General features: G+C 62.4%; 13 protein-coding genes. 4 read left to right on the top strand and 9 right to left on the bottom strand.

All coding sequences use genetic code 11. From position 1 onward, the window contains the following. Positions 1 to 8 precede the first annotated feature (8 nt). The 8 genes from rfbF to rfbB form a co-directional block, all read right to left on the bottom strand. Positions 9 to 782: a glucose-1-phosphate cytidylyltransferase gene (rfbF, locus tag VSO01S_RS06715; protein ID WP_068641027.1), complete on the bottom strand. Its 774-nt coding sequence runs from the start codon at positions 780 to 782 to the stop codon at positions 9 to 11. Between the two features lie 64 nt (positions 783 to 846). Continuing rightward, positions 847 to 1,728 carry a hypothetical protein gene (locus VSO01S_RS06710; RefSeq protein WP_068641026.1) on the bottom strand — a complete coding sequence of 294 codons (882 nt, stop codon included), beginning with the start codon at positions 1,726 to 1,728 and terminating at the stop codon, positions 847 to 849. Then, positions 1,725 to 3,674 carry a glycosyltransferase gene (locus tag VSO01S_RS26635; RefSeq protein WP_161944419.1) on the bottom strand — a complete coding sequence of 650 codons (1,950 nt, stop codon included), beginning with the start codon at positions 3,672 to 3,674 and terminating at the stop codon, positions 1,725 to 1,727. Before VSO01S_RS26635 ends, VSO01S_RS06710 begins: the two co-directional genes overlap by 4 nt. Further along, the gene (locus tag VSO01S_RS06700) at positions 3,658 to 5,430 is read right to left on the bottom strand and encodes a glycosyltransferase family 4 protein (protein ID WP_084241719.1); all 1,773 of its coding nucleotides are present in this window, start codon (positions 5,428 to 5,430) and stop codon (positions 3,658 to 3,660) included. The genes VSO01S_RS26635 and VSO01S_RS06700 overlap by 17 nt, the downstream gene beginning before the upstream one ends. 76 nt (positions 5,431 to 5,506) lie before the next feature. After that, on the bottom strand, positions 5,507 to 6,055 hold the full coding sequence (gene rfbC, locus VSO01S_RS06695; RefSeq protein ID WP_068641023.1) for a dTDP-4-dehydrorhamnose 3,5-epimerase: 549 nt from the start codon (positions 6,053 to 6,055) through the stop codon (positions 5,507 to 5,509). Next, positions 6,052 to 6,945 (bottom strand): glucose-1-phosphate thymidylyltransferase RfbA, encoded by an 894-nt coding sequence (gene rfbA, locus VSO01S_RS06690; RefSeq protein WP_068641022.1) that lies wholly within the window; start codon positions 6,943 to 6,945, stop codon positions 6,052 to 6,054. The genes rfbC and rfbA overlap by 4 nt, the downstream gene beginning before the upstream one ends. Then, positions 6,942 to 7,853 (bottom strand): dTDP-4-dehydrorhamnose reductase, encoded by a 912-nt coding sequence (rfbD, locus tag VSO01S_RS06685; RefSeq protein WP_068641021.1) that lies wholly within the window; start codon positions 7,851 to 7,853, stop codon positions 6,942 to 6,944. Before rfbD ends, rfbA begins: the two co-directional genes overlap by 4 nt. Further along, positions 7,850 to 8,929: a dTDP-glucose 4,6-dehydratase gene (rfbB, locus tag VSO01S_RS06680; RefSeq protein WP_068641020.1), complete on the bottom strand. Its 1,080-nt coding sequence runs from the start codon at positions 8,927 to 8,929 to the stop codon at positions 7,850 to 7,852. The genes rfbD and rfbB overlap by 4 nt, the downstream gene beginning before the upstream one ends. A gap of 153 nt (positions 8,930 to 9,082) precedes the next feature. Between rfbB and VSO01S_RS06675 the strand changes: the two genes are divergently transcribed. The 4 genes from VSO01S_RS06675 to VSO01S_RS06660 all read left to right on the top strand — a co-directional run bounded on the left by VSO01S_RS06675 (position 9,083) and on the right by VSO01S_RS06660 (position 11,705). Next, positions 9,083 to 9,619, top strand: a complete 537-nt coding sequence (locus VSO01S_RS06675) for a phasin family protein (protein ID WP_068641019.1) — start codon at positions 9,083 to 9,085, stop codon at positions 9,617 to 9,619. A 172-nt stretch (positions 9,620 to 9,791) separates the two neighbouring features. Then, on the top strand, positions 9,792 to 10,541 hold the full coding sequence (locus VSO01S_RS06670) for a TetR/AcrR family transcriptional regulator (protein ID WP_068641018.1): 750 nt from the start codon (positions 9,792 to 9,794) through the stop codon (positions 10,539 to 10,541). Positions 10,542 to 10,551: 10 nt separating this feature from the next. Then, entirely contained in the window at positions 10,552 to 11,403 is an 852-nt protein-coding gene (locus VSO01S_RS06665) for a tetratricopeptide repeat protein (protein WP_245684132.1), read from the top strand. A gap of 44 nt (positions 11,404 to 11,447) precedes the next feature. Then, on the top strand, positions 11,448 to 11,705 hold the full coding sequence (locus VSO01S_RS06660; protein WP_068641017.1) for an acyl-CoA-binding protein: 258 nt from the start codon (positions 11,448 to 11,450) through the stop codon (positions 11,703 to 11,705). Positions 11,706 to 11,712: 7 nt separating this feature from the next. On the opposite strand, the gene VSO01S_RS06655 is transcribed toward VSO01S_RS06660, so the two are convergent. After that, positions 11,713 to 12,942, bottom strand: a complete 1,230-nt coding sequence (locus VSO01S_RS06655) for a CaiB/BaiF CoA transferase family protein (RefSeq protein ID WP_245684131.1) — start codon at positions 12,940 to 12,942, stop codon at positions 11,713 to 11,715. Between the last annotated feature and the right edge of the window lie 6 nt (positions 12,943 to 12,948).

The following is a 12,948-nucleotide window of genomic DNA, read 5'->3' as shown; positions in this document are numbered from 1 at the left end:
AGATCCTATTAGTTCCAAATCTTCCACGGCGCCTTCTTGGAGTCCCACAACCCTTGCAGAAACCTCTTGTCCCGTAGCGTATCCATGGGATGCCAGAAGCCCTTGTGGAAGTAGACCGTCAACTGGTCATCCTTGGCCAGACGCTCCATCGGCTCGCGCTCCCATACGGTCTGGTCCCCTTCGATGTATTTCTCGACACTTGGCGAAACTACGAAAAAGCCACCGTTGATCCAGCCGCCGTCTCCATGCGGCTTTTCCAGGAAGCCGGTAACTCTATTGCCCTGGAACTCAACCGCACCGAACCGACCAGGCGGTTGTGTTGCCGTAACCGTCGCGAGGCGCCCTTCTTTCCGGTGCAGGGCAATCGCTGCTTGGACGTCAATGTTTCCGACGCCGTCTCCATAAGTGAGGCAGAAGCAGTCGTCATCCTTCACATAGGGAAGGACTCGCTTGATGCGACCGCCTATCATCGTCTCCTCCCCGGTGTCCACCAGCGTCACGCGCCAAGGCTCGACTTGCTGCCTGTGAACCAGCACCTCATCGCTTTGCATGTCGATAGTGATATCCGACATGTGAATCGCATAGTTCCTAAAGTACTCCTTGATCACATATCCCTTGTAGCCAAGGCAGATCACAAAGTCGTTGATGCCTTGGGCGCTGTAAATTTTCATGATGTGCCAAAGGATCGGGCGCCCTCCGATCTCGATCATCGGCTTGGGTTTGACATCCGTTTCCTCGGCAAATCGAGTGCCAAGACCCCCCGCAAGTATTACAGCCTTCATTTACTCTCCAATGTCTGAGATCGAATTCAGGGAGCGATCGCTACTCCCAAGATAACGCTACTGTCTAGATGATGATAGAGCGCGGCGCCGGATCGGCGTCTCTTGCTACCAGTTGCACACGCCAATCAGGAATCGCGCCCAAGGGCTCGCCGGGCTTGAGTCTGTTGGACTGGCTCGCCAGCCAAGTTGCATCCACTGGGGAGCAGCCCTTTGCGCGCAGACGATTGCTAAGCATCTGTTCGTTGAAGATGGCAACTGCCTTGGCCTGAAACAGGGGAAGCGTCTGCGCGGACAGGGCGAAGCGCGAATGCCATAGTGTGCCCTGACCGGTTCCTTCACCCGTGAGCCAGCCGATGATGTTCTGCCGGTACCCCTCCGAAACCGGCGCCTCGGCCAGAAAGGGGTTCAGCGGGTCCTCGCTGAAGAAGCGGTCACCTACAGAAACACTGATCAAGGACCCGAGCAATCGAAGCTCGTGCGGCGGCAGAAAGACGAACGAAGTTCGGATCCACGATTGGCAACTCATTCCCAGAAGCGCGACAGGCGAGTTGTAATAGTCAATATGCCCAATCGCTACGGCTCGTCCGCGAACAAGGCCGAGCATTGTGGAGTTGAATCGATCTAGATACGCCACATAGAGCTGTCGAAAGGCAGCCGTCGCCAAGTTCACGAAGTCGTATTCAAGCAAGTCATCGCCCAAGAATTCGATCGCGCTATCCCACGCGGAGAACTCTCGCGCAATCGCTCCCCCGCCGATCAGTGTGGCCCCGCACGAAAGCGACTCGCGATGTCCGATCGGTAGTGCGTTGTCCACGATGAGCATATCGTGTTCAACACCCTGGAATTGCCGCACAAACAACTCCCGAATCTGTGCCGGCGCGTCTGCATACTGCGACGTTCCATGACGCGCCATGATCGTCACTATCCGCATCTTCCTTCCCGTCATGAATGCGCCACTCCGAGGGCATCGTCCCGTTCGCGCCATTTCTCAACAGTGATTCTGCGAAGGCACTGTTCCACAAATGCGATCGATTCCGCCGCACATCTGCGCCAGCCATTCTCGTCACCATTTTCGCGCGCATCGACTTCTCGCTCCGCCGCAGGTGCTTCTAGGACGCTCCCCAGGGCACGCACCAGCGAGACCGTGTCCTCGAACTCGTGAAGCCGTCCGGGCAAGTTGGATCGAGCAATCAGTTCCTGCCAAAGCTCGGATCTTCTTACGATGACCGGTTTGCCATAGGAAAGCGCCTGTACGACCGGCAAGCCGAAGCCTTCGTAAAAGGATGGGTAGACGATCGCCCTGGACGCTGCGACGAGCAGGTGGATCTCCATTTCAGGCAGGCTTCCACTGGGAACAACCTTGACACGAGAGTTCGGATTGTCACGCCCCCCCAACACCACAAAGTCCTGCAAGGGGAAGGCATCGAGAAGCAATGCCAAAGTGCGATCCACATCCTTGTGATCGTACGAATTCCCAAATAGAAGCACGTAGTCTTCCGAAACGGAAGTTCTGTCCGCGCTCGCGAGCCGCACATAGTCCTCGGCGGCCAAGCTCAAGTGGATAACTCGCTCGCTGACTTCCCGACCCACCTGAAAGCGTGTTCTGAATCGATCTCGCGAATACGCCGATATGTAGGCAATACCGTCCGAATGCCTTGCCATGGAGCGCCAGGTCCGGCCGATATCATGGGGCGCCGAATAAACGATGTCCCATCCGATGGTGTCGAGCATATTGAAAACGATGACTGCTGCGTGATTGTGCAACTCCGCGATGCGCTGCATTCCCCATGGTTGATTGGGAACGAAGGCGGCCGCATAGTTTGAACGGACGTCACCATGGACATGTGCGAACTCGGGGTACCGCGTAGTCAGACTGTGAAACTCAGCCGCATTTAGATCGCTTTGTATGTCAACTTTCCACTTGGTCGCTAGTTGGCGCAAGCCGTCCAGCAGGCCCAGAACACACTCGGAAGTTCCGTTGTGGATCGGTGACAAGCCTCGACAATCGATCAAGAGCCGTCGCGACTCGCCACCGTGCGGATAGGCAGCGCTCCAGACTGCCTCGAGGCGCCGCTCGAAACGGTCGTCAAGCCCCCATTCGGCTATCGCATGGTCGGGATACTTGTCGATGATCGCGAAGTACTCTTCATTCGATAGCGGCGGATATGCCAGCTTCCAGTCGTGCAATAGGCCGATCTCGGCCTTGGCTGGAGCGACTGGAAGCGAAACAGTGGCGTGATTCAAAGCAATGCAACGAAATCCGCGGCGACGCGCTTGCACCAGACCAAACGTAAGGGCAGCGCCGGCCGCCGAAGCATCGCAGGTCCATGACCAAGCTTCGACCACTTCCCGGCGCAACAATTGGCAGGCTGCAACCAGTTCCGGAAGAATGGAAACTTGTGGCAGATGCGGCAAGGCGGCCCTGGATGTGAATCCTGCTGCAATAGAGCGCCCGGCCTTTGTCGGGAACGGGCAAATGGAATCGTCCAGCGAACTTGCAAATCGCGGCTGAGCGCTACCGAAATGCGGGTCCCGGCGAAACACGCGGACCAGTTCCATTACTGATTCGTTCGGCGGCAAGACTGATCCAAGCAAGACCAGCAGGTGCCTGCGATGAGTTGCGGCATGCAGCACTGCCCGTGAAAGCGCGGCCGCCGGAGTGACACCCGTCAGCCAGATTTCCGCCTCACTTCCAATTTTGACGTGAGGCGGGGGGACGATGAACACCGCTCCCGCAGCCGCACCGTGTCCGCACCCTGTCAACAGGAACTCGGCATGGCGAAGCAGGGCGTCGGCACCGCCATCCCATTGCGACAGATCTACGAAGACATCGTACGGCTCGATCTCATGAGCGGTTTCGGTCCGAGTCAAGCATTCATCGTTTCTCTTCATTGAGGGCTGCATCAAGTTCCGCATAGATTCGATTCGGTGCGAGCAAGTTCGCAAGCATCCTTCCGTAGCTCTCAGTGTCCGCTTTCGTTGGCGGGACAAGCAGCAGTTGGCTCAAGCGCTTGGAGAATTCGTACCAGTTGGTCACGACATGGCAAAACTGCCGCGCCTCCGGGATGACCCCCTCCACTCCCGCTGGAAAGCACACGATCGGCCGCAATTGAGCCAGCGCTTCGACAGTCTTAATCTTCAGCCCGGTCCCCGCAACCGCCGGATTGATAACTACCTGCGCGTCCGAATATGCCTGGGCAAGATCAGGAATTCTTCCGAGCATGCGAACGCCCGGGGGGACGACTTCGATGGCCGCCCCAACGCTCCCAACGACGCGAAGCTCGGCATCGGCAACCTGATCAAGAACCATGGGCCAGCAAAACCGAAGGAAGTCTCGCAGGCCCTTGACATTCATCGGGTTGCCCGACGCAACCAGCAGCACGACGCGGCTCGGATCTGCCAGTTGGAGCCTTGGCTCAACAGGGAAATCCACGCCTGCAGTGACAACGCGCCGACTCGGCACAAGGCGACGCAGTTCACCAGTCTCTTCAGGCTGGATGCCGATCACCACATCAGACCGCAGCAGGAACTCCGCCTCTTCCGCCGCCTCCATCCGCAATACTTGGTCGATCCCATACGCACGCACCTTTTCTGCCATGGTCGAAAAGACATCGTGAGTGTCGACGATCTTCTGCAGTTCGCGACGAAGAATTGGGAACGGACGTGTCATGAACACGTATTCGGCAAGAAGCGCTTGCGGACGCCAGCTGTCATCAATCGCCTGGAGCAGTTCGACCAATGCGTCTGGACAGTAGGTGCGAGCGATGTTGAGCAGTTCCGCCTGCCGCGCGGTCCGTTCGCCTGTTTCGGAGAGTGCGGTCGGAATGTCGCGTCCGCCACTGGAGACTAGCGCCCCCAATAGCGGAGACTCGTCAGGCAAGTTGTGATGAACCTCGCCCGTTCTGAAACAGACCATCAACTGGGGGAATACGGTGGCCGCCTGAGCCAGCATCGCTGGGGTCGGCTCTTCACCGGGCAAAGGGCAAACAATGACCAACAGGTCGCTGCCGCTCTCTGCGAGCCAGCGCAGCATACGGTAGATGCGGTACTCGTTGCCTGCCCTGACCGGATAAGGCAAGACATGGCCAACGTTCAGGATGCGTCGAGCGCCCCCCTCCCGGCGCAGCCGATCCTCGACTGGTGGCAACTCCCAATCGGCGGACGCAATGCGCACCGGGATGAGCCGGGGGGTTCTTGCACCGGGACCTACCGTCACCGGCAGGGGCTCGGAGCGCGCCCTTTCTCGCAGCTTGTGCCAGATCCACTTTGCGGTCTTACGCAGTCTGCGGTCATCACGCACAAATTGCTTCATACGGCGGACTGCGTTCGGCATCCGTCCAGACATGCGACGCATCGGTGCTGTTACGCGCCAACTAACCGATCTCAACGTTGCATTGAGTTGGGCGCGCACCTGCTGCAGTTCGTTTTGCAGGCGCTCCACGTCTTCCTGGCGTGAAAGCAACGCCTCGTAAGAGGCAGTCACACAAACCAACCGTTCTTCGAGTTCTCGAAGACTGCTCTGCGAAGCCGCGGATTGATCGGACAAGGCCGCTCGCACTCGGGTGAGCTCGACAATGGCCCGCGCCAAGACAACGTCGGCCCCGCCCGCTGCACAGTCCGACGGAGTGTGATCGCTCGCGACCGTCATGTATATCGCCTTCCCTCACATTGCTTGTAGTTCATTAGCAAATTCCGCTTGGTCGAAAAAACACGCGCTGCAACCGTCAATCGAAGATATCCGCCGACGCCAAGGCTGAACCATTCGCGTCCTTCTTTGAAACAATCGCCAGGGACGCAGAGTCCGGCCATTGAATCGCGATCGCCGGGTCGTTCCAAGCGATCACTCGCTCATGCTCCGGCGCGTAGAAATCCGTCGTCTTGTAGAGAAAGTCCGCCGACGCGCTGGTCACTATAAATCCATGCGCGAAACCTTCAGGCACCCACAACTGCCTCTGGTTTTGCGCAGAAAGCTCCACGCCGATCCATTTGCCAAAGTTCGGCGACGACCTGCGGATGTCCACTGCGACATCGAAGACCGCGCCGTGCGTTACTCGCACCAGCTTTCCCTGCGGCTGCTGGATCTGATAGTGCAGGCCGCGCAGTACGCCCTTGACGGAGCGCGAGTGGTTGTCCTGAACGAATTCCACGTGGCGGCCCACGGCGGCGTCGAACACCTTCTGGTTGTAGCTCTCCATGAAGAAGCCGCGCTCGTCGCCGAACAGCTTCGGCTCGAAGATCAGGACGTCGGGGATGGCGGTGGGTGTGACTTTCACGAGTGCAATTCCTCGCCCAGGATACGCATCAGGTACTTGCCGTACCCGTTCTTCTGCAAGGGTTGCGCCAGCCTGCTCATCTGTTCGCTGTCGATATAGCCGTTGCGCCAGGCAATCTCTTCGGGACACGCAATCTTCAGCCCTTGCCGATGCTCCAGCGTGGCAATGAACTGCCCGGCCTCCAGCAAGCTCTCGTGCGTCCCGGTATCGAGCCACGCAAACCCACGCTTCATGATCTGCACCTTGAGCTGGCTCTTTTCCAGGTAGGCCTGGTTCACGGCTGTGATCTCCAGTTCGCCCCGCGCACTCGGCTTGACTGCCTTGGCGATATCCACAACCTGCTTATCGTAGAAATACAGCCCGGTGACGGCGTAGCTGCTCTTGGGATTGAGCGGCTTCTCCTCGATGCTCCTGGCTTGCCCCTGAGCGTCAAACTCCACCACGCCGTAGCGCTCGGGGTCTTGAACGTGGTATGCAAAGACCGTGGCGCCGCTTGGTTCGCCATCCGCAGCCTTCAGTAGCGGCGCGAGGTCATGGCCATAGAAGATATTGTCTCCCAGCACCAGTGCGCTGGGGCTGTTGCCGATGAACTTGTCGCCAATGATGAAGGCCTGCGCTAGCCCATCGGGACTGGGCTGCACCGCGTACTGGACATTGATGCCCCACTGGCTGCCGTCACCTAGCAACTGCTGGAAGCGCGGCGTGTCCTGCGGCGTGCTAATGACGAGGATGTCGCGCATGCCCGCCAGCATGAGGGTGCTGAGCGGATAGTAGATCATCGGCTTGTCGTACACCGGCAAGAGCTGCTTGCTGATGGCCAGCGTTGCCGGATGCAGCCGGGTGCCGGAGCCGCCGGCCAGGATGATGCCCTTGCGTTGTGGATTGCTCATGGTGTCGTCGTGCCGGAGAAAAGCGTTTCGCGCAACATGCGGGCCACGCCTGTCTGCCAGCGCGGCAAGGTCAGGCCGAAGGCTCCCTGCAGCTTGCCCGTATCCAGGCGGGAGTTGTGGGGGCGCCGGGCGGGCGTCGGGAATGCGCTGCTGGGCACCGCCTCGACCGTGTCGGGCGAGGCCTTGAGTTCGACCCCGGCCGCGCGCGCTTGCTCGAGCACGAATCGCGCATATCCATTCCACGTGGTCTCGCCGGCAGCCACCAAATGATAGAGCCCCGCTTTGCCGGCATCATGCAGCACCTCGCGAATCGCATGAGCGGTCACGTCTGCCACCAGGTCGGCACCAGTCGGCGCGCCGAACTGATCGTCAATCACCGTCAGATGATCGCGCTCGCTTCCGAGACGCAGCATGGTCTTGGCGAAATTGCCACCGCGCGCCGCATAGACCCAACTGGTGCGGAAGATCAGGTGGCGTTTGCAGTTGCGTGCGATCAGTTGCTCGCCTTCCAGCTTGGTCTGGCCGTAGACGCTCAAAGGGCCCGTCGAATCCTCTTCGCGCCAGGGCCGGCTTCCGCTGCCATCGAAGACATAGTCGGTCGAATAGTGGACCATCCATGCGCCGACTTCGCGGGCCGCGTCCGCAAGCACCCCCGGCGCAGTGGCATTGATCTTGCGCGCCAGCTCAGGCTCGCTTTCGGCCTTGTCGACAGCGGTGTGGGCCGCGGCATTCACGATGACCTGCGGCCGGACCTTGCGCACCGTATCGGCCAGCTCCTCCGGACGGCTGAAATCCGCCTTTAGCCCGGTGCTGTCATGGTCGAGCGCGACCAGTTCGCCAAGCGGCGCCAGGCTACGCTGCAGTTCCCAGCCGATCTGCCCTCCACAGCCCAGCAGCAGCAGCTTCATGCCGCGCCCTTTCCGGCCGACGATGCGTAGTGTTTCTGCACCCACTCGCGATAGGCGCCACTTTGCACGTTGCGCACCCACTCGCCATTGGCCAGGTACCACTCGACTGTCTTTCGAATGCCGGTCTCGAAGGTTTCCTCAGGCTTCCAGCCGAGCTCGCGTTCGAGCTTGCGCGCATCGATGGCATAGCGCCGGTCATGGCCCGGCCGATCCACCACATAGGCGATCTGCTCGGAATACGGTTTCCCGTCCGCTCGCGGCTTGAGTTCGTCGAGCAGTGCGCAAACAGTCCTCACGATCTCAATGTTGGGCTTCTCGTTCCAGCCGCCCACGTTGTAGGTCTCGCCCAGGCGCCCCGCCTCGAGCACCCGACGGATGGCGCTGCAATGGTCCTTCACATAAAGCCAGTCGCGCACCTGCATGCCGTCGCCATACACCGGCAGCGGCTTGCCCGCCAAGGCATTGACGATCATCAGCGGAATCAGCTTCTCCGGGAAGTGATACGGCCCGTAGTTGTTGGAGCAATTGGTCGTGAGAACCGGCAGGCCGTAGGTGTGGTGCCACGCGCGCACGAGGTGATCGCTGGCTGCCTTGCTGGCCGAGTACGGGCTGTTGGGCTCGTACTTGGTCTCCTCGGTGAAAGCCGGCTCGCCGGTCTTGAGCGAGCCATACACCTCGTCGGTCGATACATGCAGGAATCGAAATGCCGCCTTCCGGTCCGCCGGGAGGCCATTCCAGTAGCCGCGCACACTTTCTAGCAGACGGAAGGTGCCCACCACGTTGGTCTGCACGAAGTCTTCCGGACCATGAATGGAACGGTCCACATGCGACTCGGCCGCGAAGTTGACGACGGCGCGCGGCTGGTGCTCAGCCAGCAGCTTGTCGACGAGGGCGCTGTCGCCGATATCACCCCGAACGAAGACATGCGCCTTGACGTCCTTGAGGGTCGCGAGCGTTTCGAGATTCCCGGCATAGGTCAGCTTGTCGAGGTTCACCACCCCCTCCTGCTGCTCGGCAAGCCAATCCAGCACAAAGTTGGCGCCAATGAAGCCTGCACCGCCGGTCACCAGAATCATTTGAGCTCTCTCATCTTTCTCTTTTGAGCCTGCCATCCAGACAGGAAGCGCGGAATTATCACATCGGGCAAAACGTACCAAGATGTAGCCCCTCCCCAGGGACCAGAGGCGCGACTAAAGTAGCAAGTCGACACGATTCACAGAGGACCCGCCATGGCCACCGACAAGGACAAAGACAACCCCACCGACCGCATCAAAGACTCCGCCCAACAAATCTGGCTAGCCGGCCTGGGCGCCTTCGCCAAGATGCAGGAAGAAGGCAGCAAGGCCTTCGAAGCCCTGGTCAAGGACGGTGCCAACGTCCAGAAGAAAACCCAGAAGGCCGCCGAGGAATCGCTGAGCCAGGCCCAGGCCCGCATGGCCGGCTTTGCCACCGAATTCGGCGCCAAGGCCGCCGGCGGCTGGGGCAAGCTGGAGAACATCTTCGAAGAGCGCGTGGCCCGCGCCCTGGAAAAGCTCGGCGTGCCCTCGGCGCAGGAAGTGGCCGCGCTGAAGGCGCGCGTGGCGGCGCTCGAAGCTCAGCTGGAGCATCCGGCCGCGGGAGCGGCGGCGCGGCGCACCGCCACCACCGCCCGCAAGAAGACCACCGCGCACAAGACCACGGCGGCCGCCGAGAGCGCCGCGCTGGTCAAGAAGCCTTCCCGCCGCGCGGCCGCGTCATCGGCCTCCGCCGCCAGGAAGAAGCAGTAGCGGCAGCCGACGCTGCACCCGAGCCCGGGCGCGGGGCACACCCGGCAAGCGGCATGCCCAGCTCCCGCCCGGTTTTCCCCTCGCTCCCCCATTGGGCGCCCTTTGCGCTAGAGTGCCCTGCAGGAGACACCAACAAGGAAAAGGCGCATCACCCGACGCGTGCCCGACAACAATGGCCACCAGGAAGGCACCACGCCGCACCGCGCAACGCATTCTTGAAGCCTCGCTGGACCTGTTCAACCGGTTCGGCGAACCGAACGTCTCCACCACGCTCATCGCGGCCGAGCTGGGCATCAGCCCCGGCAACCTCTACTACCACTACCCCGCCAAGGACGAACTGGTCAATCGCCTCTACGGCGACTACGAGACCGAACTCGGCCAGCTGCTCCAGGCCGCCGGCAGCGTGCAGGACGTGGAAGACGCCTGGTTCTTCATGCACAGCCTGTTCGAGCTGATCTGGCGCTACCGCTTCCTGTATCGCGACCTGAACGACCTGCTGAGCAAGAACCGCCACCTCGAGACCCGGCTGCAGCAGATGCTGGCCGACAAGGCTGGCGCCATTCGCGCGCTGGTGGCCGGCATGAGCCAGGCCGGCCAGCTGTCCATCGACCCGCGCGAGGTCGACGCCCTGGCGCACAGCATGGTGGTGGTGCTCACTTACTGGCTGAACTACGAATACGCCCGCGACCCGCGCAGCGCACTGGAGCCGCAGCAGGCCCAGGGCGCGCTCATGCGCGGCGCCTATCACGCCCTGCGCCTGCTCGCGCCCTACCTGGAACCGGGGCAGCGGCAGCACCTGCTGGCGCTCAGCGAGGCCTACGCAGCCAGCAGCAGCGCGGCCACAAGCAACGATCCGGGGCAGCGCTCTTCGTCTGCCTCGCCACCCTCCTCTCCTTCACCGGCCGCCCTGGCGCCGACCTGAACGAGGCACCATGACCGAACCCAAGATCGGCCCTCTTTCGCTCTTCCAGCAAGGCGCCGACAACAGCGCATCCATCCGGGATTCGAACTGGGCGCGCGTCAACCTGACCGACCTGCCCCGCTTCGACGCGCCCTCCGTGCTGGCCCAATGGCGGCGCTTGCATGCCGGCCAGGGCGACTTCGAGCCGCCCACGGCCAACGCCGACCTGCTGGAAGGCTGGGCCTGCTATCACGGCGGCGATTTCGAGCAGGCTGCCTTCATCGGCCTGCAGCAGGGCGGCCGCGACGGGCTGGCCCTGGCCAACCGGGCCACCGCCATCTATGCCAATTACGTGGAGCCGCGCGAATCCACCCGGCTGATGCTGTTCCGCCAGGTCGCCGACCAGGCGGCCGAGCAGGCCGAGCAAGACCCCGAGGACTGCCAGGCTCACTACTGGCACGCCTACGCCCTGGGCCGCTACAGCCAGGGCGTGAGCGTGGCCAAGGCGCTCGCGCTGGGCCTGGGTGGCAAGGTCAAGGGTGCGCTCGAACGCGTGATTGAGTTGCAGCCCGGCCATGCCGACGCGCACCTGGCGCTGGGCGCCTTCCATGCCGAGGTCATCGACAAGGTCGGCATCCTGGTGGGCCGCATGACCTACGGCGTGCGTCCGGAAGCAGCCATCGAGTTCTTCGAGCGCGGCCTGGCCCTCAATCCGCATGCGGCCAACGGGCTGATGGAGTACGCGCACGGCCTGCAGATGCTGCACGGCGAGTCGCACCACGCGCGGGCCACAAGCCTGTTCGAACAGGCCGCGGCCTTCATTCCGGTCGATGCGCGCGAGCACCTCGAGGTGGCGCTGGCCCGGGCCAGCCTGGCGGACTGAAGGACAATCTGCGCTTTCACCAAGAAGAGAAAGAGAACGCACCCGTGTCCGACCTGCAGAGCCAATTCGAAGCCGCCGAAGCCAACTCCAAGCTGCTGTCCGAGAAGCCCGACAACCCCACCCTGCTGAAGATCTATGGCCTGTACAAGCAGGCCACGCTGGGCGACAACGGCGAGAAGAAGCCCAGCTTCAGCGACTTCGTGGCCCGCGCCAAGTGGGACGCCTGGACGGCCAACAAGGGCCTGAGCCAGGACGAGGCCAAGCAGAAGTACATCGACCTGATCGAGTCGTTGCGCGCCTGATTCATCATCAGGCCACCACGCCGCGCGCCTTGAGCGCGGCAATCTGCGCTTCGCTCAGCCCCACCTCTCGCAGCACCGCATCGGTGTCCTGGCCCAGCGTCGGCGCATTGCGCCGGTGGCTGGCGGGCGTGGCCGAGAGCTTGGGCACGAAGCCCGGCAGCAGCAGCTTGCTGCCATCGGGCCGGTCCATCTCTTGCAGCATGCCGCGCGCCGCGAAGTGCGGGTCGGCGGCAATGTCGGCCACGGTGTAGATCCGGCCTGCCGGCACGTCGGCGGCGGCCAACGCCCCCAGCACCTCGGCTACCGTCCGGCCCGCGGTCCAGTCGCCGATGGCAGCATCGATCATCGCCACCTGCGCCACCCGGCCGGCATTGCCCGCCATCTGCGGATCCTCGGCCAGGTCCGGGCGGCCGATGCAGTTCATCAGCCGCTTGAAGATGCTGTCGCCGTTGCCGGCCACCAGGGCATAGCCGTCGGCGCATCGGTAAGCATTGCTCGGCGCAATGCCCGGCAGCGCGCTGCCGGCCGCCTCGCGCACCACGCCGAAGGCGCTGTATTCAGGCAGCAGGCTTTCCATGCAGTTGAACACCGCCTCGTACAGCGCCACGTCGATCACCTGGCCGCGCCCCCGGGGCGCCTGCTCGCTCACCGTGGCATGGCGATGGTGCAGCGCCATCAGGATGCCGATCACGCCGTGCAGCGAAGCCAGGGTGTCGCCGATCGACACGCCCACGCGCACTGGCACCCGCCCCGGCTCGGCGGTCAGGTGGCGCAGCCCGCCCATGGCTTCGGCCACCACGCCGAAGCCCGGCCGGTCGCGGTACGGGCCGCTTTGCCCATAGCCGCTGATGCGCAGCATGATCAGCCCCGGGTTGGCCGCCTGCAGCACATCCGGCCCCAGGCCCCAGCCCTCCATGGCGCCGGGCCGGAAGTTCTCGATGAGCACGTCCGCCTCCAGCGCCAGTCGCCGCACGATCTCCTGCGCCTCGCGCCCGCGCAGGTCCAGCGCCAGCGAGCGCTTGTTGCGCGACTGCGCCTGCCACCACACCGACGTGCCGTCTGCATCCAGCAGGCGCCATTTGCGCAGCGGGTCGCCGCCGGAGGGCGGCTCGATCTTGATCACTTCCGCGCCGAAATCCGCCAGCGTGCGGGCGGCAAAGGGGCCCGCGATGAGCTGGCCCATCTCGATCACGCGCAGGCCCGCCAAAGGTCCGCTTGCCGATTGCTTGTCTTCCATTCGCAT

Origin of the sequence: Variovorax soli NBRC 106424, assembly GCF_001591385.1 — a bacterium.
In the GTDB taxonomy this organism is placed as follows: Bacteria; Pseudomonadota; Gammaproteobacteria; order Burkholderiales; family Burkholderiaceae_C; genus Variovorax; species Variovorax soli.
Note: the sequence above shows the minus strand (reverse complement) of the source record. Positions and strands in the feature narration are given on the sequence as shown.